We start from the raw sequence: 25435 nt of genomic DNA, 5'->3' as shown, positions 1-25435 counted from the left end.
ATGGTGTTAGTCGTATTTTAAGAAGTTCGCTTATGCAGCTAGCTCAGAAAACTCTTTAAATGTGATTTCTTTTTTGTTTAAAGTGATGATATCTTTCAGATAATCTAACACTTTAATTGCTTTTGCTTCTTCGAACATGCGATTAGCGTTCTCTTTATCCTGTAAAAATTGTACAGTATATTGTGCTAATTGCTCTTCTGCCAAAGGCTGAGGGCTATACATCCGGAACTGAGCATCTAACTGACGTTTTGCTTGTTCAAAAACCTCTTTGTACTCGATCTTCAAATCGTTGTTGGTAACAACTTTATTGGTGATCAAAGTCCATTTTAAGTTTTTAGCAAAATCATCGTAACCACCCGCAAGTTCTTCGTCGCTCAGTTTTTCATTTGTTGCTTTTAACCAACGTTTCAAAAACTCGTCAGGCAATTCGAATTTAATTTTCTCTAAGCTGTAGTTGTAAAGATCATTCTGCAGTTTGCGATCTGCATCCTGAACCATCATGCTTTCCAGCTCTTCGGTAATTTTAGCTTTGAACTGCTCTTCGGTGGTTACATCAGTACCTTCACCAAATATTTTATCAAAGAACGCCTGATCAAGGTCGCTTTCGTCTAAACGGTTAACGTTCTTAACAGTTAAACGGAAGTTTGATTTAAGATCAGCAGCCGCTTCTTCGTCGATTTTTAATAAACCAGCAATTTTTGCAGCATCATTGTTAAATGCTTTCTGGATATCAAACTCAAGAACATCTTCTTTCTTAACACCGATAAAAGATGCTTTGATCTTGTCGTCCTGGATCTGCTCGATACGAACAGAAGCATTCAGTTTAATACCATCTTCAAAAACAGAACCATCTGGAGAAAGCTGCGCTAATTCGCCATAAAGCACGTCACCATCTGCCGATACGTCAGGATTTGTCATCTTTCCGTAGCTGCGACGCAGGTTTTTGATACGAGACGCTAACGTTTCGTCATCTACCTTAATTACGTATTGGTCTAATTTATCTTCTTTAGAAAAATTAACATCAAATTCTGGAGCCAAACCAACTTCGTAGTTAAACTCAAATTTGTCGTTAAAATCCCAGTTGTATTCAACTTTATCATCAACCTTAGGTAAAGGCTGGCCTAATACTTCCAGCTTCTCTTCGGTAAGGTAATTGTTTAATGTATCTGATAACAGGTTGTTGATCTCATCAAGCAAAATGCTTTTACCATACATTCTTTTTACGTGTGAAGCAGGCACCATACCCGGACGAAATCCCGGAATTTTAGCCTTTTTTGCCTGTTCTTTTATCGCTTTATCAACACGTGGCTGGTAATCTTCAGGATTAAGGTTAATGGAGATAACCGCATTAAGCTTACCTGTTTTTTCCTGTGAGATGTTCATCTTATTAAAGGAGTTATGTTTTTTAATTTATAATTGACTGCCAAACGCAGTCAGTTTTTCGAGGCGCAAAAATAAGGAATATTTTTAAAATTCAGGTTAAAAAAAATGTCATTACGAGGTTCGAAGTAATGACGCAATGAAGGTAAACCAATAATCAAAAAAACTATCTGGCTGCAATGTATAAATAAAAGCTATACGCCGTCAAGATTGCGCCGATAGCCAAAAAAACTAAGTTAATTTGCCTGTCACTTCCTTTAACTCTAATTTGACTATGGTCATCGACTGAATATTCAATCTTAACATTGTTATTGTCTAAGTACTTTTTAGGATAGTGGCTATTACGATCCTTTGCAGTAATCCATTCACCATCTTTCAATTGAAACTTAATGATTGCAGAATACAAGCGATCACCGGTATTACTAACTTCTAATTCCTCGTGTATAACTACACCATCTGTTTCTATTGCATTTCTGAAAACTTTACCATCGTTAATCCTTCGAATCAAAACAAATACAATAAAAGAGACTCCGATTAAAAAGGGATATAGTGTTTGGCTGTCAATATTAAAGTTCATTCAGATAATAAATTGCGATACGATAAAACAAATCAAAACAAAAAACGGCGGATCGTCAAATCCACCGTTTCTATTATCTAAATCCGAAGTTGAAAATTCGAAATCCGAAATTAATCAACCTTAGTCACCTTCGAAGCACCAGATTTTTGGTTCTGTATAGTTGAAGGGCTGCCCTTGTACTGAACGTCTGAAGCTCCAGTTGTATTAATTTTCAGGGTTTTCAATACGTTGATTTCGCAGTGGCTTGCACCTGCAGTTTCAATACTATAATCGCCGGTAGGCATATCAAAGGCAAAAACTTTACCGCTACCACTCATGTCAATTGTGTGAGATGCAGCCTGACCGCTTAAATGCAATTCGTTAGCGCCGCTTGCGTCGGTTTTAATGTTGGCTGCGTCCAGATCAAGTGTAATACGGTTGGCACCACTCAAGTCAAATTTAATGTTCTGCACGTTCAGCTTGCCTTCGCCGGTTAGTTCTATTGCGCCTTCGGCCCTGATCAGTTGCAACTGACCTACGCCAATGTTGATAGCCATATCAGTTTTTGAGCAAAGGCTCTTTTTAGAGTAAATGTGCAGCGTACCGTTACTGATGCTGGTGCGAATATATTTCATAAGATTGTCGTCTGCTGTTACTTTAACATCCATAGAACTATCCTGTTTAAGATGCACTTTAAAGCCGCCTTGTATTTCTATACGCTTAAAGTTACCCAGGTTGCGGGTTTCGGTATTTGCGTTGCCCGAACCTTTAATGCACCCGAATTGGCATGATGAAAACACGCATAATAAGGCTAATACAGCAACGGAAAGGACGATTGTTATCTTTTTCATGATTGATTGTTTTTATAAGAGTTTAGACCAGTGATTGAAAGTGTAAGTTACACCAAAAATAAAAAAAGCCATCATTTTTTGATGGCTGGGCATATATTATATAGAACCTTTAAAAGGTGTAGTATTACAAACCGGCTACCTGCTCTACTTTGTTAAAGCCTTCAAAGCTTACAGTACGTATTAGGTTATCTGCTACAAAGTTGGTGCTGTTTACACTTGCAGATTGGTTGTGTTTTAAGTTACAGTTGGTAACAGTACCTGTAAGATCGGCTGCAGCCTGGTCGTTTACGGTGATGTTAGCAGTATAAGCATCCAGTTTTAAGTTGGCAACTGCGTGGTTATAAAGGTTAACATCTAAGTTGATACCAGATAATTCGCCGAAAGATTTAACGGTTGCATTATCGTAAGCGCTGATGCTTTGTAATTCTGCCGCGGTTACCCAAACTACCAGTTTTTCGGTTTTGTATGATGAGATGCGTAACACGCCGTTTTGATTTTGAACCAAAGCATTTTCGCTGTAGTATTTATCATAAACTTTAACATTATCTGTTGTACCGTTTGATACATATAATTCTACGTTGCCACGAACCTCAATTTTGTTGATGTGTTTTACATCTGTTAAGGTGGTGCTTACTTTGCTGATATTTTTGTTTGCTGCGAAGGTTGCTGTGCTGCTTGCTAATGCTAATGATAACAATGTTGCAATGGTTAAAATTTGAGTTTTCATATTCTGTAATGTTTTGATGATCTGTTGATTGTAATAGCTTCTGTGCTATTTACGATAATAAGACGCCCCCATTTCAGAAACGTTACAGGACCCAATAGCCAATACCGGGTATAATATGTAAACAGGTAGTTTTACTCGGCGAACGCCAAGTTTTTATCGGCGAAAAACGCTATAAATAGTACACTTCGCCGTTGGTTTTTAGCTTGCCAGCGTCTAAAAGCAACCTTATTGCTGCTAATTTTTCGTTTTGATGATTTCCGTTGAGGGATGAGATCAGCTGATCGAGGGTTAAAGGCGCCGAACTGAGTACCTGAAAGATCTCATTGGTCAGCCTTTCCGATGTATCTTGCTGGTTATTCTGGCGCTTTTCTTTTAAACAAACATCGCAAAGGCCGCATTTGGGGGCATCGTGCTCATCAAAGTAATTAAGCAATTGCTGGCTGCGGCAATGTTCTACTTCCGTGTAGTTAAACACCGCCTCCATTTTGCGGCGATTCAATTCTTTACGCTCATTAATATAATTAATACTGATAAGCATGTTAGCACCGTTTTGCCGCGGTTTTAAATAAGTTATCTGCGGTTTATCTGTTTGAGGCAAATAATTGAGTACACCGAAATCTTGTAGTTGTTTCAGGTTGTCTACGATCATCTGCACCGTGGTATTAGTGCGACGGGCCAGATCAAACTCGCGTATATTAATGTAATGATCAAACGCCCCGCCATACGATCGTAGCAACACTTTAATGAAAGGATCCCATGCCTGGTTTTGGATCTGGAAATTATAAAGTTCTTCATTACCAACCTCAAATCGAAAACGCGATGGCAGAAAGACGCTTTCGTTAATAGACAAGTATTCATCTTGCTCTAAAAACTTAAGGGCGTTAAGGGTTTTTATCGGATCGAGTTTAAAGCGGCTACAAAAATCTTTAAGGTCGAAATCAAAGCTCAGCCCCTCACCTGCTCCGTAAGCCAGTTGAAAGTAATTAGCCAGATAATGGTAAGCCTGTTTAATCTCCTCAAGTGAAGGGTAGCCGGCTTCAAATTTTTTCTCCTGTTTTACACGGTCGGCACTATGGTATAGCAGTACGGCGTAGGCTCGCTGCTCATCCCTTCCCGCGCGGCCGGCTTCCTGATAGTAAGCTTCCAGACTCTCGGGCAAATCGCGGTGAATCACAAACCGAACATCCGATTTATCGATCCCCATGCCGAAGGCATTTGTTGCTACCATAATATTGGTAACATTCTTTTTCCAGTTTTCCTGCTTGGTTGATCGCAGGTCGGCCGGCAAACCGGCGTGATAATACTCAGCCCGCAATCCGTTCTCGTTAAAGAATTTGGCCAGCTCAAATGTATCCTTGCGGCTGCGCACATATACAATGCCGCTACCTTTTGCCCCCCGTGCTACCTGTAACATCCGCCGAAGCTTGTTCTCTTCATACTCTACCAGGTAGCTGATATTTTTCCGTTCAAAGCTTTTCTGGAATACTTCCGGATTTTTCAATTGCAACTTCTCCAGAATATCAGCTTTAACATCGGCTGTTGCCGTTGCGGTAAGCGCCAGTATTGGTACCTGTGGATGAAGGTTGCGCAACTCTGCAATATGTAAGTAAGGGGGGCGGAAATCATACCCCCATTGCGAGATACAGTGCGCCTCGTCAACTGCAATGAGGTTCACCTTCATATATTTGATACGCTCCTGCACCAGTTCAGACAGTAAGCGCTCGGGCGAGAGGTAAAGAAATTTCACATCGCCATAAATGCAGTTATCTAAAGCAAGATCGATTTCGCGCCTGCTCATACCCGAAACGATAGACGTAGCATTGATACCTTTGGCCTGCAAATTTTCTACCTGATCTTTCATCAAAGCAATCAAAGGCGAAATTACCAGGCAAATACCCGACATGGCCATCGCCGGAACCTGGAAACAAACCGACTTACCACCGCCCGTAGGTAATAAGGCTAAGGCATCCTTACCATCCAGTACAGCAGTTATGATTTCCTCCTGTAGCGGGCGAAAGTGTTGATGGTTCCAGTATTGCTTTAAAATTTCGTGTATCGTCATTCGGCGGATGGCAAATATCGTAATTTACAGGTTCTATCTGAAACCTGCGAGTAGCCAATTATAAAACGCAGGGAAATCGCCATTCCATTGCTTTTCGTTGTGTTGCGCTCCTTTTATAACCACAACAGGAGTATTAATTCCGCTCACACCTTTAGCACGAACCATTTCAGCCATTTTTTCCATATCGGATACCATGCTGTCGCTTTCGGCATCGCCGCATACAAAGTAGAAACGCTCTTTATTAGTGAATTTCTGCTTTTGTACAAAATCATAGATCTGCGGTGACGCTGTCCAAAAGGCTGGCGAAAATATCCCTGCCTGACCAAATACTTCCGGATATTTTGTTTCGGCATACATAGAGATTAACCCGCCCATCGAACTGCCTGCTATTGCGGTATGTTTGGCATCGGTTAGGGTGCGATAATGTTTATCAATACACGGCTTCAGCGTTTTAGCCAGAAAATCTACATAATCACTTCCTCTTCCCTTATCGTCTCTAAAATCATAAGGGTTATATTCACTCATGCGATACTCTCCACCATGATCTACACCAATTATAATACACTGATCTTTCCCAGGCACCTTTTCCATCAGTTCGTCTATGCCCCATTCGCCATAACTTGCAGTAAACTCATCGAACAAATTTTGGCCATCATGCATATAAATTACCGGGTAGCGGCGTTTGCTGGTTGCATAATCTTTGGGCAGGTATACCCATATCCGTCTTTGCCTACCAAGTTGTGGCATTTCAAAATGTTCGGTTATAAGATGTACTTGCGAGGTAGCAGTATGTTGTTTCACTGGAGCAGCAAAGTTATCCTGCCAGTCTTCAACGGTTAAATTAATGGTGGTATCACCGTGTATATTTAGTGAGCGATTCTCCATCTGCTTGCCGCCTGCGGCACATTCTACTTTTTCCCAACTACCATGGGTAATTTTATAGCTGTAAATACCGGGCTTAATGCTAGTTATGAGGCTGTAATTGCCTCCCTCGTTCTTCTCGAGTTTCCAGACGTTTTCCGAGGGTTTCCAATCGTTGAAATTACCTGCCAGATAAAGCTCTTCGGCAGCCTGTTTTGGCGCAGTATTTACATGCACTTTAAAGGTGATTTTTGGCTGTGCATTGCTCAAAAAAATTTGCCCAAAAAGCAAAAACGCGCAGAAAAAAGTTTTTTTTATCATGATTAACTGTATTAAGAACATTTATTTTACCGGGAACGTTCCCGGTAACGTTTACATAATTGTTAAATTAACGAATGTGTAATTTTGACACCTTAATTTTTTATAATCCTTATTTATTACAAATTAAGCAGGAAATTCCAGCCCAAACACAAAAACTTCCGCTTCGCTCAATGTTTCCTAAAAGTTAAATTAACAACACAAAAAGTATCCGAAATTATCTTTTATATAAAATTTGCAAATATTACTTGTAACTGTAAATTAGTCGCATGCTGTTTTAGCATAAACAAAGTAAACCAATTTAGGCCTTCCATAGCCTTAAATTTATTAACAGAAAAACTAAATTAAATGGGAAAAACCTACTCAAAAAAGTATGTGCTTCTTTTTGCGTTCCTGATGCTTTCCATCATGGCATTTGCGCAATCCGGAAGCATCAGCGGTAAGATTGTTGATGAGCACAATCAGCCCCTACCCGGTGCAACACTAACAATTGACGGCACAACCCTCGGCGGTGCTGCTGATGCCAATGGTAACTATAAAATTACCGGCATAAAACCGGGCACCTATACCGTTAGGGCTCGCTTTGTTGGTTATGACGACGTTGTAAAATCTATTTCGGTAAATGGTCCGGTAACGTTACCGGTAAACATGTTACCAAGTAACAAATCATTAAGTGAGGTGGTGGTTATCGGTTATGGTACCCAACGCAAAAAAGATCTTACTGGTTCGGTAGTTGCGGTTACCTCTAAAGATTTTAACCAGGGGCCTATTACTACGCCAGAGCAATTGATCCAGGGTAAAGTATCAGGTGTGCAGATCACTTCAAACAGTGGTTCACCTGGTTCTGGTAGTACTATCCGTATCCGCGGTGGTGCGTCTTTAAATGCAAGTAACGATCCGTTGATCGTTATAGATGGTGTGCCTATTAGCAACACCTCTATCAACGGTGTTGCTAATGCCTTAAGCCTGATCAACCCTAACGACATCGAATCGTTCAACATCCTGAAAGATGCCTCCGCAACCGCTATCTACGGTTCACGTGCATCAAACGGCGTGTTAATTATCACAACCAAAAAAGGTGGTGCTAATGCGCCCTTCACTGCTAACTTCAGCTCGTTAAACTCGCTGTCGGTTAAAACCAAGGAAGTCGACGTACTTAGTGCAGATCAGTTCCGCGATTTAGTAACAGCAAACGGTGGTGCATCGCAAGTTGCCTTATTAGGTAAATCAAACACCAACTGGCAAGATCAGATTTATCAAACCGCTTTCGGTACTGATAACAATATTAGCTTTAGCGGCGGCATTAAAGGTTTGCCATACCGCTTATCTGTAGGTTACCTCGATCAGGATGGTATCTTAAAAACCGACAACTTTAAACGTACTACAGCTGCCTTAAATCTTAACCACGGCTTTTTGCGCAACAGCTTAAAAGTTGATGTTAACTTAAAAGGTACTTATACTAACAGCGTATTTGCGCAAGGTTCTGGCGCTATCGGCGCGGCTATCTCCTTCGACCCTACTCAACCGGTTTATTCCGGCAACAGCAAATACGGTGGCTACTACGAATGGTTAGATGCATCAGGCAATCCTAATACTTTAGCGCCACGTAACCCACTTGGTTTATTAGAGCAACGCCAGGATACAGGTACCGGTAAAAGAGGCATTGGTAATGCATCATTTAACTATACTTTGCCTTTCTTTAAAGACGTACAGTTAAATGCAAACGTAGGTTTTGACGTTTCTGATGGAGCAGGTCAAACCTATGTACCTGCTACAGCAGCTGCTTTTTATACTCAAAAAGGTACGCTAAGCCACTACTTTCAAGAGAATACCAACTACGTAACAGATTACTACGCGAAATATGCGCATGACTTTAAAGATATTAAAAGCCATGTAGATTTCACTGCGGGTTACTCATACCAGTATTATTCTTTTTACACCCGTGCACAGCAAGGTTATGCAGCTGATGGTGTTACAACTGTTGGCTTGCCATCAAACCCAACTAAACCGCAATATTATGTAGATGGTTTCTTTGGCCGTTTAAACTATTCATTTAACGACAGGTACTTGTTAACCGCAACCATCAGAGACGACCGTTCTTCACGTTTCTCTGATCTGCACCGCAATGGTTACTTCCCTTCTGTAGCTTTAGCGTGGAGATTAAAAGAAGAAGATTTCTTGAAAGGTGCTGATTTCTTATCTGACTTAAAATTACGTGTAGGTTATGGTGTAACCGGTCAGCAAGATATTGCCAGCAACAACACTACCAACAACTCTTACTACTTCCCTTACCTGGCACGCTATAGCCCAAGCAATGGTGCTGCAGCTTACCAATTTGGTAATACCTACATCAACACCCTGCGTGCTGAAGCTTATAACCAGGATTTGAAATGGGAAACTACCAGCACCAGCAACGTGGCTATTGATTACGGTTTCTTAAATGGCCGCATCAGCGGTAGTTTAGAGTATTACTACAGAAAAACAAAAGATCTGTTAGTAGATACACCAATACCTGATGGCACCAACTTAACCAACCACTTGTACGCAAACGTTGGCGACCTAAACACTAAAGGTGTTGACTTTAACGTAAACATCAATGCAGTAAACACTAAAGATTTCCGTTGGGATATCGGTTACAACGTATCATTCAACAAAATTAAAGTAACCAACATCTCTTTAACCGGCGATCCAAATCAAATTGTACCGGTAGGTACTATCGGTGGTGGCGTGGGTAACACTATCCAGCTGTTAAAAGCGGGTGCTACTCCTTACGCATTTTACGTATATCAACAAGTTTACGGTGCAACCGGCACCCCGCTTGAGGGTGTATATGTTGACCGCAACCAAAGCGGCAGCACAGCTGATGACAAATACCTTTACCAACAGCCAAACCCTAAAGTTTTTATGGGCTTCAATACCAGCGTAACCTATAAAAAATGGACTGCGTCTACCAGCTTACGTGCAAACATTGGCAATTATGTTTACAATAACGTAGCGGCAAGCACTGGTGCCTACGCAGGGTTTAAATTCTCTGGCTACCTGGGCAATCTTTCTTCAAGCGTATTGGATACCAAGTTTAACAACTATCAGCTATTCTCAGATTACTATGTACAAAACGCTTCTTTCGTGCGTATGGACAATGCCAACCTGAGCTACAATTTTGGTAAAGTAGCCAAAACCGCTACGCTAAGAGTTACCGGTAACGTATCTAACGTGTTTGTGATAACCAAGTATAAAGGTCTGGATCCTGAGGTTCAGGGTGGTATAGATAACAACTTCTACCCTCGTCCAAGAGTGTTCTCATTAGGTGTTAACCTGGGCTTTTAATCTTATTTAAAGAGAATTATATGACAACAACATATTTCAAAAAACTGGCAGCCATTGCAATTATTGGTATGGCAGTAACGGTATCATCTTGTAAGAAGGACCTTACCCCTAATTACGATCAGACTACCGCGAGCGTTTATAAAGACTTTGCTAATTACAAACCGGTATTAGCCCGTTTGTACGCTGGCTTCGCTATCAGCGGCCAGCAAGGCCCGGCAGGTAACCCGGATATTGCAGGTATAGATGAGGGTTTTTCTAACTACATCCGTGAGTATTATAACATGCAGGAGTTAACTACCGATGAATCTATCATAGCATGGAATGACGGTACTGTACACGATCTGCACGATATGGTTTGGAACAGCCAAAACGAGTTCATCAAGGCGATGTACGATCGTATTTATTATCAAATTGCAGCTTGTAACGAGTTCATCCGTCAAACTACCGATGGTCAGTTAAGCAGCAATGGCATTACTGGTGATAACCTTACTCAGGCTAAACATTTCCGTGCAGAGGCCCGCTTTTTAAGAGCGTTGAGCTACTGGCATGCTATCGACCTTTTTGGTAGCGTACCATTTGTTACCGAAAATGATGTAGTAGGTACATTTTTCCCTGCTCAAAAATCGCGTGCTGAGATTTTTGCATACATCGAGGGCGAGTTAAAAGCTATCGACGGCGATATGGTTGACGCCCGCGCTAACGAATATGGTCGTGCTGATAAAGCTGCTGTGTATATGTTATTGGCTAAATTATACCTAAACGCGCAAGTATATACTGGCACTCAACGTAACACTGACGCTATTACGTACTGTAATAAAGTAATTGCTGCCGGTTACACGCTAGAACCACACTATCGTAACCTGTTTTTGGCTGATAACAACAACTCTAAGGAGATCATCTTCCCAATTACATTTGACGGTTTACATACTACCGGTTACGGAGGTATGACTTACCTGGTACACGCCGCAGTTGGCGGTACTATGAACCCGGTTGATTTTGGTATCAACGGAGGCTGGGCAGGTGTACGCACCACCAAGCAATATGTAAGCTTGTTTACTGATATAACTGGTAATACAGACAAACGTGCCGTTTTCTACACAGATGGTCAAAATCTGGAAATTAAGGACGAGTATGCATTTACAGATGGCTATGCCATTGCGAAATTCAAAAACGTAACCTCGGCAGGTAAGGCTGGTTCTGATAACACAGGAAACTTCCCTGACACCGATTTACCGATGTTCCGCCTGGCTGATGTATACTTAATGTATGCTGAAGCAGTATTGCGCGGCGGTACAGGTGGTGACGCTGCAACCGCGCTTAACTATTTTAACCTGGTACGTACACGTGCTTATGATGGCAGCACGGCCGGTAACATCAATGCAGGTCAGTTAACACTGCAAACCATTTTAGATGAGCGTGGCCGTGAGTTATTGTTTGAGATGCACAGAAGAACCGATTTAATCCGTTTTGGCAAGTTTACCGATGCAAGTTACGTATGGGCCTGGAAAGGCGGCGTGATGGCTGGTAAAGGCGTAGAATCATACAGAAATGTTATGCCTATCCCATCAACAGATTTGATCAATAACCCTAATCTGAAACAAAACACAGGATATTAAAATCATGCCGGGTAAGGTTTAAACCAGCCTTGCCCGGTTATGCCATAAACCAATTAGAGAAAACGATATGAAAAAATTGTTTACAAGATCACTTTTAATGGCTGGGGCAGCATTGCTAATGCTTTCTTCGTGCAAAAAAGAAGGTGAAAAAGTTGTAGCCACCAGCGGAACTCCCGGCACTTTAGCGGCTTCTGCAACCACCATAACATTAAGCAAAGCAAACGCATCTGCTACAGCTGTAACGTTTACAGCCACCAAAGCCAATTTTGGTTACAGCGCTGCTATTACCAATACACTACAGATAGATTTAGCTGCTGATAAATTTGCCGCACCAAAAGAGGTAGCAATTGCCAACGGAAGCCTGGCTTATACTAACATAGATTTTAATGCATTACTATTGAGCTTAGGCGCCACGCCAGGCACAGCAGCAAGTGTACAAACCCGTGTAAAATATGCTATTTCACCAACAATTGCTATCTATTCTAATGTAGTGACCATGACAGTCACTCCTTATGCATTAGTATCTTTTGTGTATGTACCGGGTGCTTATCAAGGTTGGAACCCAGCTGTTGCAGACAGTCTTATTTCGCCTGTTAGTAACGGTATATTTACCGGCATTATCAACTTTGTTGGATCAGATCCTGGCTTTAAGATTACCACAGGTAAAAACTGGAACGCTGCCTACGGCGACGCAGGCGCAGGTAAAGTAAGTTTAAGCGGCGGTAACCTAACTGCACCAGGCAGCGGTAATTATCAGATTGTACTGGATGAAAATGCCAATACTATAGCCATGAAACCTTACCAGATCAGCATCATCGGTGATGGCGCGTTGGGTTGGGATGCCGGAAACGACATCGATATGAAATATAACAACGGAACGCAAACCTGGAGCGCGACCGCTACGTTAAAAAGCTCAGGCTCAATTAAATTCAGACTGAACCATGCATGGGATACCAGCTATGGTGGTTCTAATGGTGTAGCAAGTACGTCGGCTGGCAACATTCCGGTACCTGCAAATGGCACCTACCTGGTTACATTTAGCGAAGCCTCTTTAACTTATACCCTGACTAAGCAATAACATATTGATTAGAATTGTTGATTGATTTAAAACCGCCCCAGTGAGAGGGGCGGTTTTTTTGTGGAATTAAATTCCGCCTTTAAGCAGCCGAGTTTATTTCGAACGATGACGGGATAAGTCACAAAAAAAGCCCGCTATAAAAGCGGGCTTTTTGTTTATACCATTCCAGCAATTATCTGCTGCTGATGTCTTTGTAATCTCTATCGCTTACGCCTACGTAAATTTGACGAGGACGGCCAATTGGCTCTTTGTTGGTCTTCATCTCTTTCCACTGTGCAATCCAACCGGGTAGACGGCCTAAAGCGAACAATACGGTAAACATTTCGGTAGGGAAACCTAAAGCGCGGTAGATGATACCTGAGTAAAAATCTACGTTAGGGTAAAGTTTACGCTCAACAAAGTATGGATCTTTCAATGCCACCTCTTCCAGTTTCTTGGCAATTTCCAATACTTCGTCGTTAACACCTAATTTTTCGAGGATATCGTCGCAAGCCTTTTTAATGATCTTGGCACGTGGGTCGAAGTTTTTGTACACACGGTGGCCAAATCCCATCAAACGGAACGGATCATTTTTATCTTTCGCTTTGGCAATCCATTTATCGGTATCGCCGCCATCAGCTTTAATTTTCTCCAGCATCTCGATAACAGCCTGGTTAGCACCACCGTGAAGTGGTCCCCACAGAGCCGAAATACCGGCAGAGATAGAAGCATATAAATTCGCGTCAGACGAACCTACGATACGCACGGTTGATGTAGAACAGTTTTGCTCGTGATCAGCATGCAGGATCAGCAACTTATTCATAGCATCAACAACAACCGGATCTACCACATACTCCTGGGTAATTTCACCAAAGGTCATGTGCATAAAGTTGGTTACGTAGTCGTGCTTATTTTGCGGATAAGTTACCGGATGCCCTAATGATTTCTTGTGAATCCATGAAACCAGGGTACTCATCTTTGCGATCAGCTTAATAATCTCCAGGTTCACTTCTTCAGTGGTTAGCCCTTGTTTAAGCGATTCTGGGTTAAATGCAGCTAAAGCGCCGATTAATGAAGAAAGCTGCCCCATAGGGTGTGATTTTGACGGAAAACCATCAAAAAACTTCTTCATATCCTCGTGTACCAAGGTGTGGCGGCTTATTTGATATTCAAAGTCAGTTAGCTGTTCTTTGGTTGGCAGTTCGCCATAGATCAGTAGATAAGCTACTTCAATAAAAGTCGATTTTTCGGCTAGTTGTTCAATCGGGTAACCGCGATATTTAAGTATCCCAAGTTCACCGTCTAAGAAAGTGATGGCACTTTTAGTAGCGCCAGTATTTTTATAACCAATATCTAAGGTAACGTAACCGGTTTGATCTCTAAGCTTCGAAATATCAATTCCCTTTTCGTGCTCGGTACCCTCTATAACAGGCAGATCAATAACCTGATCACCAATTTTAAGCTGTGCGTTTTCTGACATAGAAATATAGAAGTATAATTGTGTCTACCGCAAATGTAATTAAATCTGCGTATTTCAAGCCGCTAAGGTAAGGCGCGATTGTAAATTGTTTATGTATTTAAGAACATTTTTTCGTCAAAAAGAAGAAAATCAATTTGCCAATTCGGCAATTTGTTGATTTGTCAAAGAAAATAGAATTAGATAATTTGTCAATTCGACAATTTATTGATTTAGGCACTAGCAAATTATCGAATTAGCTAAGTGACAAATCAATTGGACCTTATTGCTTCCACTGGATCTAATCTCGAAGCAAAATATGCTGGTACTATCCCCGAAATAATTCCGATGATAACAGAAGTGCTTAGGCCAACAATGATATTTTTCATATCCAGCACAATTTTCATTCCTGCCACGGCTTTCACCGCGAGGGTACCGAGATACACAAACCCCAGCCCTATCACGCCTCCAAGCAAGCATAGCACTATGGCTTCTATTAGAAACTGAAGTAATATAAAGTAATTTTTAGCACCCAATGATTTTTGGATCCCGATAATTGGTGTACGCTCCTTAACAGATACGAACATGATGTTGGCAATACCAAAACCACCAACAAGTATGGAGAAACTACCGATAATTAAACCAGCAATGTTTACCACGTTGAAAAGCGTATCCAATTGATTTGATAAGATGGTGGTTTTATTCAGCGAAAAATCGTCTTCTTTTTGTGGGCCAAGCCTGTGGATAGAGCGCATTAAACCGCGCAATTCACTTTCTACTTCCACGTCGGTAAGGCCCTCTTTACCCTTTACAACAATCTGCGGGCCGTACTTATCATTCTGCACATCAATTAAGTTGCGGGCAAAATTTAAAGGAATCTGGATCACCTTATCGTCAGAAATACCCAGAATGTCATCGCCCTCTTTGGTGTACACGCCAATGATGTTTACGTAACGGCCCATAATTTTAATACGCTTGCCTAAAGCATCACCATTGGGGAATAAATTATCGGCAACATCGGCACCTATAACAGCAACCGGCGCTCCTGTTTTCGATTCCATATCGGTAAAATAACGACCGCTTGAGAAATCAAAGTTCCAGGTTTTATCATGGTCTTGCGAAGCCGCCCAGATACTCACACCTTGTATGGTGTTACTACCGTATTTAACAGTACGGCCATCAACGCTTATTTCATATGATATACCGTAAGCGGTTTGGCTACGGCGCTGCAATTCGGCAAAATCGCGCAGATTTGGTACGGGGCGCTGTATATATTTCCACCATGGGAAATCTTCGCCGCCTATCCAGGGCCATTTTTGTATGTATATACTATTACTACCGAGCTTGTTAACGCTCTCCTGCAGGTTATTGCGCAGGGTATCAACCGCCGAAAACACGGCTATGATGGTAAAAATACCAATTGTTACACCCAGCAATGATAGCAGGGTACGCAGCTTGTTTTGCCTTAGCGCATCGAAGGCAAATAAAAAGCTTTCCCGAAATAGTTTTAAAAATATCATACTTTGCAACATTTAGACGGCATCGCTGTTGTTTGGTTACAGTGTTTTAAAAATATAATATCGGGGCTGCTAAAGCTTTGAAAACCAATGCCATTTTTAGACCTTTAATATTACTATTTTTTTTGTAAATTTGCGCGCTTAATTTATACCCGTATAAAATGAAATTATCCCAGTTTAAATTCAACTTACCCGAATCATTAATTGCACACAACCCGGCGCAAACCCGCGACGAGGCTCGCTTAATGGTTTTACACCGCGATTCTGGTAAAATTGAACATAAAATATTTAAAGACGTTTTGGATTACTTCGACAATAAAGACGTAATGATCCTTAACAATACCAAGGTTTTCCCTGCCCGTATGTATGGTAACAAGGAAAAAACTGGTGCTACGATAGAAGTGTTTTTACTACGCGAGCTTAACAAAGAGCTTAGATTATGGGATGTGTTGGTTGATCCGGCTCGTAAGATCCGCGTGGGCAATAAACTTTATTTTGGTGATGACGACCTGTTGGTTGCCGAGGTTGTAGATAACACTACTTCACGCGGCCGTACTATCCGTTTCCTGTTCGATGGTACCGACGAAGAATTCCGTCGTAACATCGAGATCCTGGGCGAAACACCACTTCCAAAATATATTAAACGTAAAGCAACTGCAGAAGATAAAGAACGCTATCAAACCATTTTCGCTAAAAACGAAGGTGCGGTTGCTGCCCCTACTGCTGGCTTACACTTTAGCCGCGAGCTAATGAAACGTCTTGAATTAAAAGGTGTTGAATTTGCTGAAGTTACATTACACGTTGGTTTAGGCACCTTCCGCCAGGTTGAGGTTGAAGACTTAACCAAGCATAAAATGGATTCGGAGCAATTTATTATTGAAGAAAAACAAGCTAACATTGTAAACCGGGCTATTGAAAATAAACACCGTGTTTGCGCTGTTGGTACTACTTCTATGCGTACTATCGAATCTGCAGTATCGGCAAATAAAACACTGAAGGCTGCTAACGACTGGACCAGCAAGTTTATCTTCCCTCCTTACGAATTCAGCATTGCTAACTCGATGATCACCAACTTCCACACACCAGAATCAACGCTGTTAATGATGGTTTCGGCGTTTGGCGGCTACGAAAACGTAATGAATGCATATGAAATTGCGGTTAAAGAGAAATACCGTTTCTATAGCTATGGCGATGCCATGCTAATCATCTAATCACAGATTTGAGATATTAGATGTGAGATTTGCGAATCCTTACATCATCAAAACGCCATTGCTTACAGCAGTGGCGTTTTTTGGTTACCAAACAAAATAGATTCGATAAATTAGCGTCCAATGCCAACAACAGACAACTCACAACAGACAATCCAAAATACATACGCCATAATAGTAGCCGGAGGAACGGGCACGCGCATGCAAAGCAACGTACCGAAGCAATTTTTGTTACTCAACGGTAAGCCTGTAATGATGCATACAATTGAAGCCTTTCATAACAGCAGTTATAAGCCCCAAATAATTGTTGTACTACATGCCAGCTTTCATGAGTACTGGGCTGAGCTTTGTACCGAGCATCATTTCACTACCCCGCATACTTTAGTTAACGGAGGTGAAACGCGCTTTCATTCGGTAAAAAATGGATTGGATATGATAGAAGACACTGACGCCCTTGTTGCCGTTCAGGATGCAGTACGCCCACTTACCGCAACGGCGACCATCGACGACGCTTATAGCCATGCACTGGCCCACGGCAATGCCATAGTAGCTGTTAAAAGCCGCGACTCTATTCGCCAGCTTAGAGACTGTATATCACAACATTTGCACCGCGACGAGATTTACCTGGTGCAAACCCCGCAAACTTTTCAATTTTCGTTGCTTAAACGCGCTTACGAACAACCTTTCGACAATACCTTTACTGATGACGCAAGCGTGGTTGAGCGTTCGGGAGTAAAAATAAACCTTATTGAGGGTAGCCACTCAAATATCAAGATCACCTTCCCAGAGGATATTGCCATTGCCGAAGTGATACAAAAAAAGCCGCTTAGTACTAAGCAGCTTTAAACTATTAATCACTTTCCTTAAAATTGTTGGATCATGCTCGGCGGATAACGCCTAGCAATAATGCTATAATTGCAATTACAAGCAGCACGTGTATTAAGCTGCCTGCAGAATAAACGAATACGCCTAATGCCCATCCTATAATCAGGATAACGGCGATGATGTAAAGTAAGCCTCTCATTGGGTTAAAGTTTTAGTTTGATAGATAAATGTTATGTATCAATAACCAAAACCGAATAAAAAGGTTGGCACAAAATAAAAAAACCTTGCTATTGCAAGGTTTTTTCTTCAGACTTATTTAATATTCGTCTTCATTAAAAAAGAAATCATCTTTGGTTGGATAATCCGGCCAAATTTCTTCAATATTTTCATACGGCTCGCCATCGTCTTCCAGTGCCTGTAAGTTTTCAATAACTTCCACAGGTGCTCCTGAACGGATAGCATAGTCAATTAATTCGTCTTTAGTTGCAGGCCATGGTGCATCTTCTAAATGCGATGCGAGTTCGAGTGTCCAATACATATATGCTATATTTTAGTTGTCTGTTTTAGTTATTTGTTCTATTTTTTACTTTTCGCAAAAGTATAATAATTTCAATTTGATTATCAAATTTTTTTTACAACAATTTTCACGCCCGTGGTATCCATTGATTTTCAGGCACCTGTTGCTCATAGCCTATTTTTCGGGCCAGTGTAAACAAGTAGTCGCTTAAACGATTAAGATATATAATTACCCTTTCGTCAACCGTGCTTTCTGCAGCCAGCTGCACACTTAACCGCTCTGCCCGCCTGCAAACGCAACGGGCTACGTGGCAAAACGATATGGCATTACTACCACCAGGCAGTATAAAATGTTTAAGCCCAGGCAAAATTTCATTCATTTTGTCCATCTCCTGCTCCAACAGCTCAATATCAGAATCATTAAGGTCAGGTATCACCATTTTAGACCGCTCCGGGTCGGCAGCCAGTGAGGCACCAATAGTAAACAACCTGTCTTGTATTTCTTTCAACAGACCTTTATCGTACTGGCTAATCTCCTGGTCGCGTATTAAACCTATATACGAATTGAGTTCGTCAACAGTTCCGTAGCTCTCTATGCGGATATGGTGCTTCGGCACGCGGGTACCTCCTATTAACGAGGTCAAACCTTTGTCGCCGGTTTTGGTATATATCTTCATAGTTAATGCAATTAAATAATTTTGCGCTGTTTTTTAGCAGATGTGAATAATTATTTAAATGTTTACATTTTTAAACTAAACGCAGGGATTATAATCCTATTAAAATAGCACTTACTTATGAAATTGTCCGCTTTAACCATAAAATTTAATTCCCTGTTATTCGGTGCATTGCTTATTGGAACAGTAAGCTGTGGCTACACAGAAAAAAAAGCCCCTGCTGAAAAAGCAGTCGAGCCCCCCGCACGACCGTCTATTTCTACGTTGATTAACGAAAAACAGTTTAATGATCTTTTTCCACAGCGCGATAAGTTTTACACTTATGCCGCTTTCATAAAAGCGGCTAACGATCTGGCTAATATTAAAGTTAAAGTAACACGCCGTGCGGTGTCTGTTTATCAACTGGTACGCACAGACAAGTCAACAGGCAAAACTGCTATCGTTCGTCAGGACCCTGATTGGAACGAGGCCTGGGCCAAAGTAAAACCCGACAGCACTTATACTATCGACTACAGTGGCTTTTGCGCCGAAAAGGATGTTGCTAGTAATAAAAGGGAACTGGCTGCATTTTTTGCTCAAATTGCTCACGAAACCCGTCATGGCGAAAATGGGGCTTACAATGATGGCTTAATGCTGATACACGAAAACAATACCACCCTACCCTACAATGGCGATAGCGACGAATATCCCCCTGTAAAGGGACAACTTTATTATGGCCGCGGGCCGATGCAGATTAGCTATAATGGTAACTACGGCTACGCCTCTGATTGCATTTTCGGCGATCGTAAAGTGTTATTGAACAATCCGGCATTGGTTGAAACAGATCCGGTAGTAGCCTTCAAAACAGCTATTTATTTCTGGATGACTCCTCAAACCAAGAAACCATCGGCACATGATGTGATGGCCGGCAAATGGCAGCCAAATGCTAACGATACCGCAAAAGGCCGTAAACCAGGCTTCGGTATGATCATTAATATTGTAAATGGCGAAGTAGAGTGCAATCACGGCGAAAACATGTACAACATGAATGACCGCATTGGTTTTTATCAATATTTCCTGAAAAAATTAGGAGTGTCTGATCCAAACTGCGTATGCTCTTGCGCTACTATGCAGCCTTACCGTTATTAAAATTTGAATACTTTGCTGTAAAGCACCTTGTACTGATCAGATACCTCATTGTAAAGCTCGAAGGAACAATCACCCGCATTATAGCTGGTTACAGAAGCTTTGGCAAAACTGGCGAAATCGGTTTGATTAGAATGAAAGCCTTTGTAGCCCGCTGTTTTGATAATAGAGTTACCGTATTTCACTACATACTGCACACTGTCTGATGAAGTTGCGTACACGTTGCGACTTAAATAAATGTATTTATAGGGCAGTGTGGTTAATGCGTTAATCTCATAGTAAGGATCACCTGGTGTTTTGGCAATGGCAGCAGTAAGATTATAGGTGGAGTTATAAAAATAAAAACTGGCCGCCCATTGATCATAGGCCTTGTTGGTTGGACCTGTTAAAGTAGTACCTGCTGTGGTAGTAATATTTGTAGAATAGCGATACATATATTGGGTGTTGGTAGTATCGGCATTGGTATAAACCTTACATAGCGCCTGATAGCTACCGCTTGGCAAACCGGTATATGAAACGCTATAGAAACTTCCTCCCCTTACTGCCTTTCTGCGGATGGTATCTTTACTGCTGGTAAAATAAGTGATCATGGAGTCGGTGCTCGACAATGGTATCCCTGCGCTCGAGAAAGAAACGATAAGTTGAGCATCTGTTGTTGTCGGGGTGTCTGTACCGTCAACTTTTGCACAAGAAACAAACAACACAGATAGTAGCAGCAACAGCAAAAAATCCCTCAACCGGTTTAAATTCATAAGAACCAATAAATTCCCTATAATCAATACTATAACTAACGTAGTTGATTGCAAAAATATATAAAAATCCCTATAAATAGAGGAAGATTAGTCCTGAAATAAGTGCTTATGAGACTTGGGAATTTATATAATGATTTATAGAAAGGTCTTGATTCTTGACTCTCGATTCTTGCTTCTAAATCTTAAACCACTTCTCTCTCAACCTTCGCAATATTCTCGTTGGCGTAATCCTTTTCAATTAAGCCGTCGCGCATACGTACAATGCGGTGGGCATGCAGGGCTATATCCTCCTCGTGGGTTACGAGGATAATGGTATTTCCTTTAGCATGGATATCTTCCAACAGCCCCATAATTTCCACCGAAGTTTTGGTATCCAGGTTACCTGTAGGTTCATCGGCCAGAATAATAGAAGGATTGTTTATGAGGGCACGCGCCACGGCTACACGCTGGCGCTGGCCGCCTGAAAGTTCGTTGGGTTTGTGATCTATACGATGGCCAAGACCTACGTTTTCTAACGCAGCCTTAGCGCGTTTTTCGCGGTTCTCTTTATTAACCCCCGAGTATACCAGCGGCAAAGCCACGTTATCTAACGCGCTATTACGTGGTAACAAGTTAAAGGTCTGAAAAACGAAGCCGATCTCTTTGTTCCGCACTTCGGCCAGATCGTTATCCGTCATGTGGCTTACATCGATGTTGTTAAGCACATACTTGCCCTTGGTTGGTGTATCCAAACACCCCAAAATATTCATGAGGGTTGATTTACCAGAGCCCGACGGACCCATTAACGCCACAAATTCGCCCTTATTAATTGTTAATGATACCGATTTCAGCGCGTGAATTACCTCCGCTCCGATTACATATTTACGTCCGATATCATCAATTGTAATTAGTGGCTCCATATATGGTGTTGTTTTTTCGGGTTTTGACTGCGGGTATCTACCAAATGTTACACCCGGCCTGCATTTTTATCTGTCTTAGCATCGGCATGCTCGCGTGTTTCTATAACCTTCGGTATTAAAAAGTAATTCTCGTCGTGCTCAGGTGCATTTTGCAGGGCTTCTTCGTGTGTAATAACCTCCTTAACCACATCTTCGCGAAAGGTATTTACCTCTTCAGTCATATACACCAGTGGCTCTACGTTAGAGGTATCAATCTCGTTCAGTTTCTCCATAAAAGAAAGTATCCGGCTCATATCGGCCATCAACTGTTCCTTCTCATTGGCATTTACTTCTAAACGGGCCAGGTGGGCTATTTTATCAACTGTATCTTCAGTAATTTTCATGCTTTTCAAATTTTTGCTGCATCAACCCAAACACTTCATCTCTTAGCTTATCAGCGTCATCCAGCGTCAAATGCGCCGTTTCTATCGGCTTATGTACATACACATCGCAAATACCCGGGCGGCTGCCATAACGCAAGCCGTCGTCCCAAAGCTTTCGCCACGTGTTTAACGAAGTTACGGGAATTATCGGGATTTTAAACTCTATGGCCAGTCTGAAAGGGCCGTTTTTAAACTCGTGCAAAAATGGAGGATATACGTCTGGGATCTTTCCTTCGGCAAAAATAATAATGCTGGTTCCTTGCTGTAAACGTTCGGCGGCACTCTTAAACGCACGGAACGACGACATTTTGCTTTCGCGATTTACAGGTATATCAATAGTTTTAAAAAACATTCGGGTTACAAAGCTATCGAGCAGCTCCTCTTTCCCCATAAAGCAATAATTGCTTTTGGTTAGCAGGCTGGCGCTTGTAATATCCAGGTTAGATGTATGATTGGGGCAAATAATATAGGTTTTACTCCAGTCTATAGGTTGCTCATATTTAATGCGATAAAAAAAGCCCGACAAAAATGATGAACTAAAACCCCATATTTTCCGAAAGAAATTCATTCCCCGGTAGCGCGAGGGCTTACGCGAACAGAAGTATAAGAAAGGCCAGAGAATCCAAAATATTAACGCAACGCAGCAGATGTAAAAGTAGGTATGGGCTTTCTTCAATATCAATTTCATGACCACCAAAAATAGAAAAATTCCTTACTTTCGCACCCTATGGAAACTGTTGTTAGCGGTATTCGTTCAACCGGGAAATTACACCTGGGCAATTATTACGGAGCTATCCAAAACTTCGTAAAAATGCAGCACGAATACAATTGTTATTTTTTTATTGCCGACCTGCACTCATTAACCACGCACCCTACTCCAGGCGACCTGCATGGTAATGTAAAGCACGTTTTAGTTGAATATCTGGCGGCAGGGATTGACCCAGAGCAATCTACTATATACATCCAAAGCGACGTACCCGAGGTATCTGAACTATACTTGTATTTAAATATGAATGCCTATTTGGGCGAATTGGAACGTGCTACATCTTTTAAAGATAAAGTACGCGCCAACCCAGATAATGTTAACGCCGGCCTGCTTACTTACCCGGTATTAATGGCGGCAGATATCTTAATTCACAAAGCCATCAAAGTGCCAGTGGGTAAAGACCAGGAGCAACACCTGGAAATGGCGCGCACATTTGGCAATCGCTTCAACCGCTTATATAATAACGAATACTTTCCAGAGCCCTATGCTTTTAGCTTTGGCGAGAGTTTGATTAAAATACCAGGACTTGATGGTAAAGGGAAAATGGGTAAATCCGAAGGTGAAGCCAACGCGGTCTACTTATCAGATTCACCTGAAGTTATCCGCAAAAAGGTGATGCGCGCAGTTACTGATAGCGGCCCCACTAGCGAGAACCAGGAAAAGCCGCAGGAAATTCAAAACCTGTTCGACCTGATGAAGGTAGTATCTACGCCAGACACGCACGATCATTTTAACGACCTGTACAATAAAATGCAGATCCGTTACGGCGACCTGAAAAAGCAACTGGCTGAAGACATGGTTATTGCAACCACCCCTATACGCGAAAAAATAAACGACATTGCCGCCAATAGCGATTACCTGCGTAAAGTAGCCCAACATGGCGCCGACAAAGCCCGCGAAAGCGCACAACGCACCATTAAAGAGGTAAGAGAACTAATTGGGTTCAGGAATTTTTAAAAGAAGTTCATAGTTGATAGATCATAGTTCATGGTGTATATTAGCTGAAGTTGATATGCGCGGTTGAAAAATGGCTATGAACTATCAACCATGAACTATTAACTAAAACAAACATGCACATTGCCGTTGTTGGAAACATAGGAGCCGGAAAAACCACATTAACCGAATTGCTGGCCAAAAATTATGGTTGGGAACCGCTTTACGAAGCCGTTGATAATAACCCCTACCTCGAAGATTTTTACGGCGACATGAAGCGCTGGAGTTTTAACCTACAGATCTATTTCTTGAATAGCCGCTTCCGTCAGATTGTAGACATACAGAGCGGTGGCAAGGATGTTATACAGGATCGTACTATTTACGAAGACGCCTTTATTTTTGCAGAAAATTTGCACGATATGGGTTTAATGGCCGGTCGTGATTTTGAGAATTACAACAACATTTTTGAGAATATCACTTCATTTATTAAACCACCAGATTTGCTGATCTACCTTAAAGCATCTGTGCCAACACTTGTAAACAATATTCAGCGCCGTGGCCGCGAGTATGAAATCGGTATCCGTTTGGATTACCTTTCTAAACTGAACGAGAAGTACCAGAAATGGATAGATGGTTATAAATTAGGCAAACTGCTTATTATCGACAAAGACAACCTCGACTTCGCCAACAAAACCGAAGACCTGGCCAGCATCATAGACAAAATAGAACGCGAAATACACGGGTTGTTTTAGTTATCAGTTGTCAGTTGTGAGTTGTCAGTAAGCTCCAACCAGACCGACAACCGACAACCGACAACCGACAACAATCCCTCACATGCAAATCCTCGGCATTATTCCTGCACGTTACGCTTCTACTCGGTTTCCAGGCAAGCCATTGGTTGATATTGGTGGTAAAAGCATGATACAGCGGGTGTATGAGCAGGCTAAGAAGTGTGCATCCATCAGCGAGGTAATTGTTGCTACAGATGATGACCGCATTTTTGAGCATGTACATGCCTTTGGCGGCAAAGCGGTGATGACTTCATCTGAGCATCAAAGCGGTACCGACCGCTGTGCCGAGGTTGCCCTAACCCATCCAGAATTCGACGTCATAATTAATATCCAGGGCGATGAACCATTTATAGACCCTGAACAGCTAACTAAGGTAGCCGCTTGCTTTACCGATCCTCAGACTCAACTCGCTACCCTGATTAAGAAAATTTTAACCGAAGAAGAGTTAAATAACTTCAACTCACCCAAAGTGATCATTAATCGTTTTGCTGAGGCAATTTACTTTTCTCGCTCACCCCTGCCGCATATCCGCGGGCAACAAGCAGCAGATTGGCTGCAACACTTCACCTATTTTAAGCATATAGGCGTATATGGTTATCGTGCCGATATTTTACAGCAGATCACCAAATTGCCTATCTCATCATTAGAAAAAGCCGAAAGTCTGGAGCAACTGCGTTGGATAGAAAATGGATACCGTATCAAAACCGCCGAAACCGAGCTGGAAACCTACGCCGTTGATACACCGGAGGATCTGCTGAAACTTCCACGTTAAATATTTTCCTTGTTCCAATAAAGG

24 protein-coding genes are annotated in these 25435 nt (G+C 41.8%); 9 read left to right on the top strand and 15 right to left on the bottom strand.

What is annotated here, in order from left to right; translation table 11 throughout:
* Positions 1–30 precede the first annotated feature (30 nt).
* The 6 genes from tig to GSY63_RS10920 form a co-directional block, all read right to left on the bottom strand.
* A complete protein-coding gene (gene tig / locus GSY63_RS10945) occupies positions 31–1383 on the bottom strand; it encodes a trigger factor (protein WP_166585846.1) in 1353 nt (450 codons plus the stop codon).
* A 163-nt stretch (positions 1384–1546) separates the two neighbouring features.
* Positions 1547–1957, bottom strand: a complete 411-nt coding sequence (locus GSY63_RS10940; protein ID WP_166585845.1) for a DUF3592 domain-containing protein — start codon at positions 1955–1957, stop codon at positions 1547–1549.
* Positions 1958–2067: 110 nt separating this feature from the next.
* Positions 2068–2787 (bottom strand): head GIN domain-containing protein, encoded by a 720-nt coding sequence (locus GSY63_RS10935; RefSeq protein WP_166585844.1) that lies wholly within the window; start codon positions 2785–2787, stop codon positions 2068–2070.
* A gap of 124 nt (positions 2788–2911) precedes the next feature.
* Positions 2912–3514: a GIN domain-containing protein gene (locus tag GSY63_RS10930; protein WP_166585843.1), complete on the bottom strand. Its 603-nt coding sequence runs from the start codon at positions 3512–3514 to the stop codon at positions 2912–2914.
* A 169-nt stretch (positions 3515–3683) separates the two neighbouring features.
* On the bottom strand, positions 3684–5576 hold the full coding sequence (locus GSY63_RS10925) for a RecQ family ATP-dependent DNA helicase (protein ID WP_166585842.1): 1893 nt from the start codon (positions 5574–5576) through the stop codon (positions 3684–3686).
* Between the two features lie 33 nt (positions 5577–5609).
* Positions 5610–6758 (bottom strand): alpha/beta hydrolase, encoded by a 1149-nt coding sequence (locus GSY63_RS10920; RefSeq protein ID WP_166585841.1) that lies wholly within the window; start codon positions 6756–6758, stop codon positions 5610–5612.
* 345 nt (positions 6759–7103) lie between these two features.
* Here GSY63_RS10920 and GSY63_RS10915 point away from each other — a divergent pair, with 345 nt between their 5' ends.
* The 3 genes from GSY63_RS10915 (at position 7104) to GSY63_RS10905 (ending at position 12776) form a co-directional block, all read left to right on the top strand.
* Positions 7104–10082, top strand: coding sequence for a SusC/RagA family TonB-linked outer membrane protein (locus GSY63_RS10915; RefSeq protein ID WP_166585840.1), 2979 nt, complete (start codon positions 7104–7106; stop codon positions 10080–10082).
* Positions 10083–10102: 20 nt separating this feature from the next.
* Positions 10103–11698, top strand: coding sequence for a RagB/SusD family nutrient uptake outer membrane protein (locus tag GSY63_RS10910; protein WP_166585839.1), 1596 nt, complete (start codon positions 10103–10105; stop codon positions 11696–11698).
* Between the two features lie 67 nt (positions 11699–11765).
* On the top strand, positions 11766–12776 hold the full coding sequence (locus GSY63_RS10905) for a SusE domain-containing protein (RefSeq protein ID WP_166585838.1): 1011 nt from the start codon (positions 11766–11768) through the stop codon (positions 12774–12776).
* Positions 12777–12948: 172 nt separating this feature from the next.
* Here the strand turns inward: GSY63_RS10905 and GSY63_RS10900 are convergent, their stop codons facing one another.
* Positions 12949–14235, bottom strand: coding sequence for a citrate synthase (locus tag GSY63_RS10900; protein WP_166585837.1), 1287 nt, complete (start codon positions 14233–14235; stop codon positions 12949–12951).
* Between the two features lie 248 nt (positions 14236–14483).
* Positions 14484–15731 (bottom strand): ABC transporter permease, encoded by a 1248-nt coding sequence (locus GSY63_RS10895; protein ID WP_166585836.1) that lies wholly within the window; start codon positions 15729–15731, stop codon positions 14484–14486.
* Between the two features lie 158 nt (positions 15732–15889).
* Here GSY63_RS10895 and queA point away from each other — a divergent pair, with 158 nt between their 5' ends.
* Positions 15890–16939 carry a tRNA preQ1(34) S-adenosylmethionine ribosyltransferase-isomerase QueA gene (queA, locus tag GSY63_RS10890; RefSeq protein ID WP_166585835.1) on the top strand — a complete coding sequence of 350 codons (1050 nt, stop codon included), beginning with the start codon at positions 15890–15892 and terminating at the stop codon, positions 16937–16939.
* A gap of 120 nt (positions 16940–17059) precedes the next feature.
* Entirely contained in the window at positions 17060–17782 is a 723-nt protein-coding gene (locus GSY63_RS10885) for a 2-C-methyl-D-erythritol 4-phosphate cytidylyltransferase (RefSeq protein WP_166585834.1), read from the top strand.
* A gap of 31 nt (positions 17783–17813) precedes the next feature.
* Here the strand turns inward: GSY63_RS10885 and GSY63_RS10880 are convergent, their stop codons facing one another.
* The 3 genes from GSY63_RS10880 to GSY63_RS10870 form a co-directional block, all read right to left on the bottom strand.
* Positions 17814–17960: a lmo0937 family membrane protein gene (locus GSY63_RS10880; protein WP_166585833.1), complete on the bottom strand. Its 147-nt coding sequence runs from the start codon at positions 17958–17960 to the stop codon at positions 17814–17816.
* A gap of 117 nt (positions 17961–18077) precedes the next feature.
* Positions 18078–18299, bottom strand: coding sequence for a DUF2795 domain-containing protein (locus GSY63_RS10875; protein WP_002996718.1), 222 nt, complete (start codon positions 18297–18299; stop codon positions 18078–18080).
* A gap of 106 nt (positions 18300–18405) precedes the next feature.
* The gene (locus GSY63_RS10870) at positions 18406–18954 is read right to left on the bottom strand and encodes a cob(I)yrinic acid a,c-diamide adenosyltransferase (RefSeq protein WP_166585832.1); all 549 of its coding nucleotides are present in this window, start codon (positions 18952–18954) and stop codon (positions 18406–18408) included.
* 117 nt (positions 18955–19071) lie between these two features.
* On the opposite strand from GSY63_RS10870, the gene GSY63_RS10865 reads away from it, so the two are divergent.
* Positions 19072–20079: a chitinase gene (locus GSY63_RS10865; RefSeq protein ID WP_166585831.1), complete on the top strand. Its 1008-nt coding sequence runs from the start codon at positions 19072–19074 to the stop codon at positions 20077–20079.
* Here the strand turns inward: GSY63_RS10865 and GSY63_RS10860 are convergent.
* The 4 genes from GSY63_RS10860 to GSY63_RS10845 all read right to left on the bottom strand — a co-directional run bounded on the left by GSY63_RS10860 (position 20076) and on the right by GSY63_RS10845 (position 22837).
* Positions 20076–20828 (bottom strand): hypothetical protein, encoded by a 753-nt coding sequence (locus GSY63_RS10860; RefSeq protein WP_166585830.1) that lies wholly within the window; start codon positions 20826–20828, stop codon positions 20076–20078. The genes GSY63_RS10865 and GSY63_RS10860 overlap by 4 nt on opposite strands.
* Before the next feature lie 182 nt (positions 20829–21010).
* Positions 21011–21727 carry an ABC transporter ATP-binding protein gene (locus GSY63_RS10855; RefSeq protein WP_166585829.1) on the bottom strand — a complete coding sequence of 239 codons (717 nt, stop codon included), beginning with the start codon at positions 21725–21727 and terminating at the stop codon, positions 21011–21013.
* Positions 21728–21774: 47 nt separating this feature from the next.
* Positions 21775–22110, bottom strand: a complete 336-nt coding sequence (gene gatC / locus GSY63_RS10850) for an Asp-tRNA(Asn)/Glu-tRNA(Gln) amidotransferase subunit GatC (protein ID WP_166585828.1) — start codon at positions 22108–22110, stop codon at positions 21775–21777.
* The gene (locus GSY63_RS10845) at positions 22097–22837 is read right to left on the bottom strand and encodes a lysophospholipid acyltransferase family protein (RefSeq protein WP_166585827.1); all 741 of its coding nucleotides are present in this window, start codon (positions 22835–22837) and stop codon (positions 22097–22099) included. The genes gatC and GSY63_RS10845 overlap by 14 nt, the downstream gene beginning before the upstream one ends.
* 39 nt (positions 22838–22876) lie before the next feature.
* Here GSY63_RS10845 and trpS point away from each other — a divergent pair, with 39 nt between their 5' ends.
* The 3 genes from trpS to kdsB all read left to right on the top strand — a co-directional run bounded on the left by trpS (position 22877) and on the right by kdsB (position 25411).
* Entirely contained in the window at positions 22877–23872 is a 996-nt protein-coding gene (trpS, locus tag GSY63_RS10840; RefSeq protein ID WP_166585826.1) for a tryptophan--tRNA ligase, read from the top strand.
* 113 nt (positions 23873–23985) lie between these two features.
* Positions 23986–24600, top strand: a complete 615-nt coding sequence (locus GSY63_RS10835; protein ID WP_166585825.1) for a deoxynucleoside kinase — start codon at positions 23986–23988, stop codon at positions 24598–24600.
* An 82-nt stretch (positions 24601–24682) separates the two neighbouring features.
* The gene (gene kdsB / locus GSY63_RS10830) at positions 24683–25411 is read left to right on the top strand and encodes a 3-deoxy-manno-octulosonate cytidylyltransferase (protein ID WP_166585824.1); all 729 of its coding nucleotides are present in this window, start codon (positions 24683–24685) and stop codon (positions 25409–25411) included.
* Positions 25412–25435 lie beyond the last annotated feature (24 nt).

Source organism: Mucilaginibacter agri, assembly GCF_009928685.1.
In the GTDB taxonomy this organism is placed as follows: domain Bacteria; phylum Bacteroidota; class Bacteroidia; order Sphingobacteriales; family Sphingobacteriaceae; genus Mucilaginibacter; species Mucilaginibacter agri.
The sequence above is the reverse complement of the archived record's forward strand: the minus strand, read 5'-3'. Positions and strand labels throughout refer to the sequence as shown.

What these genes read in the sequence shown, in the direction of transcription:
- GSY63_RS10860 (WP_166585830.1), bottom strand. Translation starts at nt 20,828, where the DNA reads ATGAATTTAAACCGGTTGAGGGATTTTTTGCTGTTGCTGCTACTATCT.
- GSY63_RS10920 (WP_166585841.1), bottom strand. Translation starts at nt 6,758, where the DNA reads ATGATAAAAAAAACTTTTTTCTGCGCGTTTTTGCTTTTTGGGCAAATT.
- GSY63_RS10915 (WP_166585840.1), top strand. Translation starts at nt 7,104, where the DNA reads ATGGGAAAAACCTACTCAAAAAAGTATGTGCTTCTTTTTGCGTTCCTG.
- GSY63_RS10910 (WP_166585839.1), top strand. Translation starts at nt 10,103, where the DNA reads ATGACAACAACATATTTCAAAAAACTGGCAGCCATTGCAATTATTGGT.
- queA (WP_166585835.1), top strand. Translation starts at nt 15,890, where the DNA reads ATGAAATTATCCCAGTTTAAATTCAACTTACCCGAATCATTAATTGCA.
- GSY63_RS10930 (WP_166585843.1), bottom strand. Translation starts at nt 3,514, where the DNA reads ATGAAAACTCAAATTTTAACCATTGCAACATTGTTATCATTAGCATTA.
- GSY63_RS10870 (WP_166585832.1), bottom strand. Translation starts at nt 18,954, where the DNA reads ATGAAGATATATACCAAAACCGGCGACAAAGGTTTGACCTCGTTAATA.
- GSY63_RS10900 (WP_166585837.1), bottom strand. Translation starts at nt 14,235, where the DNA reads ATGTCAGAAAACGCACAGCTTAAAATTGGTGATCAGGTTATTGATCTG.
- GSY63_RS10865 (WP_166585831.1), top strand. Translation starts at nt 19,072, where the DNA reads ATGAAATTGTCCGCTTTAACCATAAAATTTAATTCCCTGTTATTCGGT.
- GSY63_RS10845 (WP_166585827.1), bottom strand. Translation starts at nt 22,837, where the DNA reads ATGAAATTGATATTGAAGAAAGCCCATACCTACTTTTACATCTGCTGC.
- tig (WP_166585846.1), bottom strand. Translation starts at nt 1,383, where the DNA reads ATGAACATCTCACAGGAAAAAACAGGTAAGCTTAATGCGGTTATCTCC.
- GSY63_RS10940 (WP_166585845.1), bottom strand. Translation starts at nt 1,957, where the DNA reads ATGAACTTTAATATTGACAGCCAAACACTATATCCCTTTTTAATCGGA.
- GSY63_RS10885 (WP_166585834.1), top strand. Translation starts at nt 17,060, where the DNA reads ATGCCAACAACAGACAACTCACAACAGACAATCCAAAATACATACGCC.
- trpS (WP_166585826.1), top strand. Translation starts at nt 22,877, where the DNA reads ATGGAAACTGTTGTTAGCGGTATTCGTTCAACCGGGAAATTACACCTG.
- GSY63_RS10895 (WP_166585836.1), bottom strand. Translation starts at nt 15,731, where the DNA reads ATGATATTTTTAAAACTATTTCGGGAAAGCTTTTTATTTGCCTTCGAT.
- GSY63_RS10880 (WP_166585833.1), bottom strand. Translation starts at nt 17,960, where the DNA reads ATGAGAGGCTTACTTTACATCATCGCCGTTATCCTGATTATAGGATGG.
- GSY63_RS10875 (WP_002996718.1), bottom strand. Translation starts at nt 18,299, where the DNA reads ATGTATTGGACACTCGAACTCGCATCGCATTTAGAAGATGCACCATGG.
- kdsB (WP_166585824.1), top strand. Translation starts at nt 24,683, where the DNA reads ATGCAAATCCTCGGCATTATTCCTGCACGTTACGCTTCTACTCGGTTT.
- GSY63_RS10835 (WP_166585825.1), top strand. Translation starts at nt 23,986, where the DNA reads ATGCACATTGCCGTTGTTGGAAACATAGGAGCCGGAAAAACCACATTA.
- GSY63_RS10855 (WP_166585829.1), bottom strand. Translation starts at nt 21,727, where the DNA reads ATGGAGCCACTAATTACAATTGATGATATCGGACGTAAATATGTAATC.
- gatC (WP_166585828.1), bottom strand. Translation starts at nt 22,110, where the DNA reads ATGAAAATTACTGAAGATACAGTTGATAAAATAGCCCACCTGGCCCGT.
- GSY63_RS10905 (WP_166585838.1), top strand. Translation starts at nt 11,766, where the DNA reads ATGAAAAAATTGTTTACAAGATCACTTTTAATGGCTGGGGCAGCATTG.
- GSY63_RS10925 (WP_166585842.1), bottom strand. Translation starts at nt 5,576, where the DNA reads ATGACGATACACGAAATTTTAAAGCAATACTGGAACCATCAACACTTT.
- GSY63_RS10935 (WP_166585844.1), bottom strand. Translation starts at nt 2,787, where the DNA reads ATGAAAAAGATAACAATCGTCCTTTCCGTTGCTGTATTAGCCTTATTA.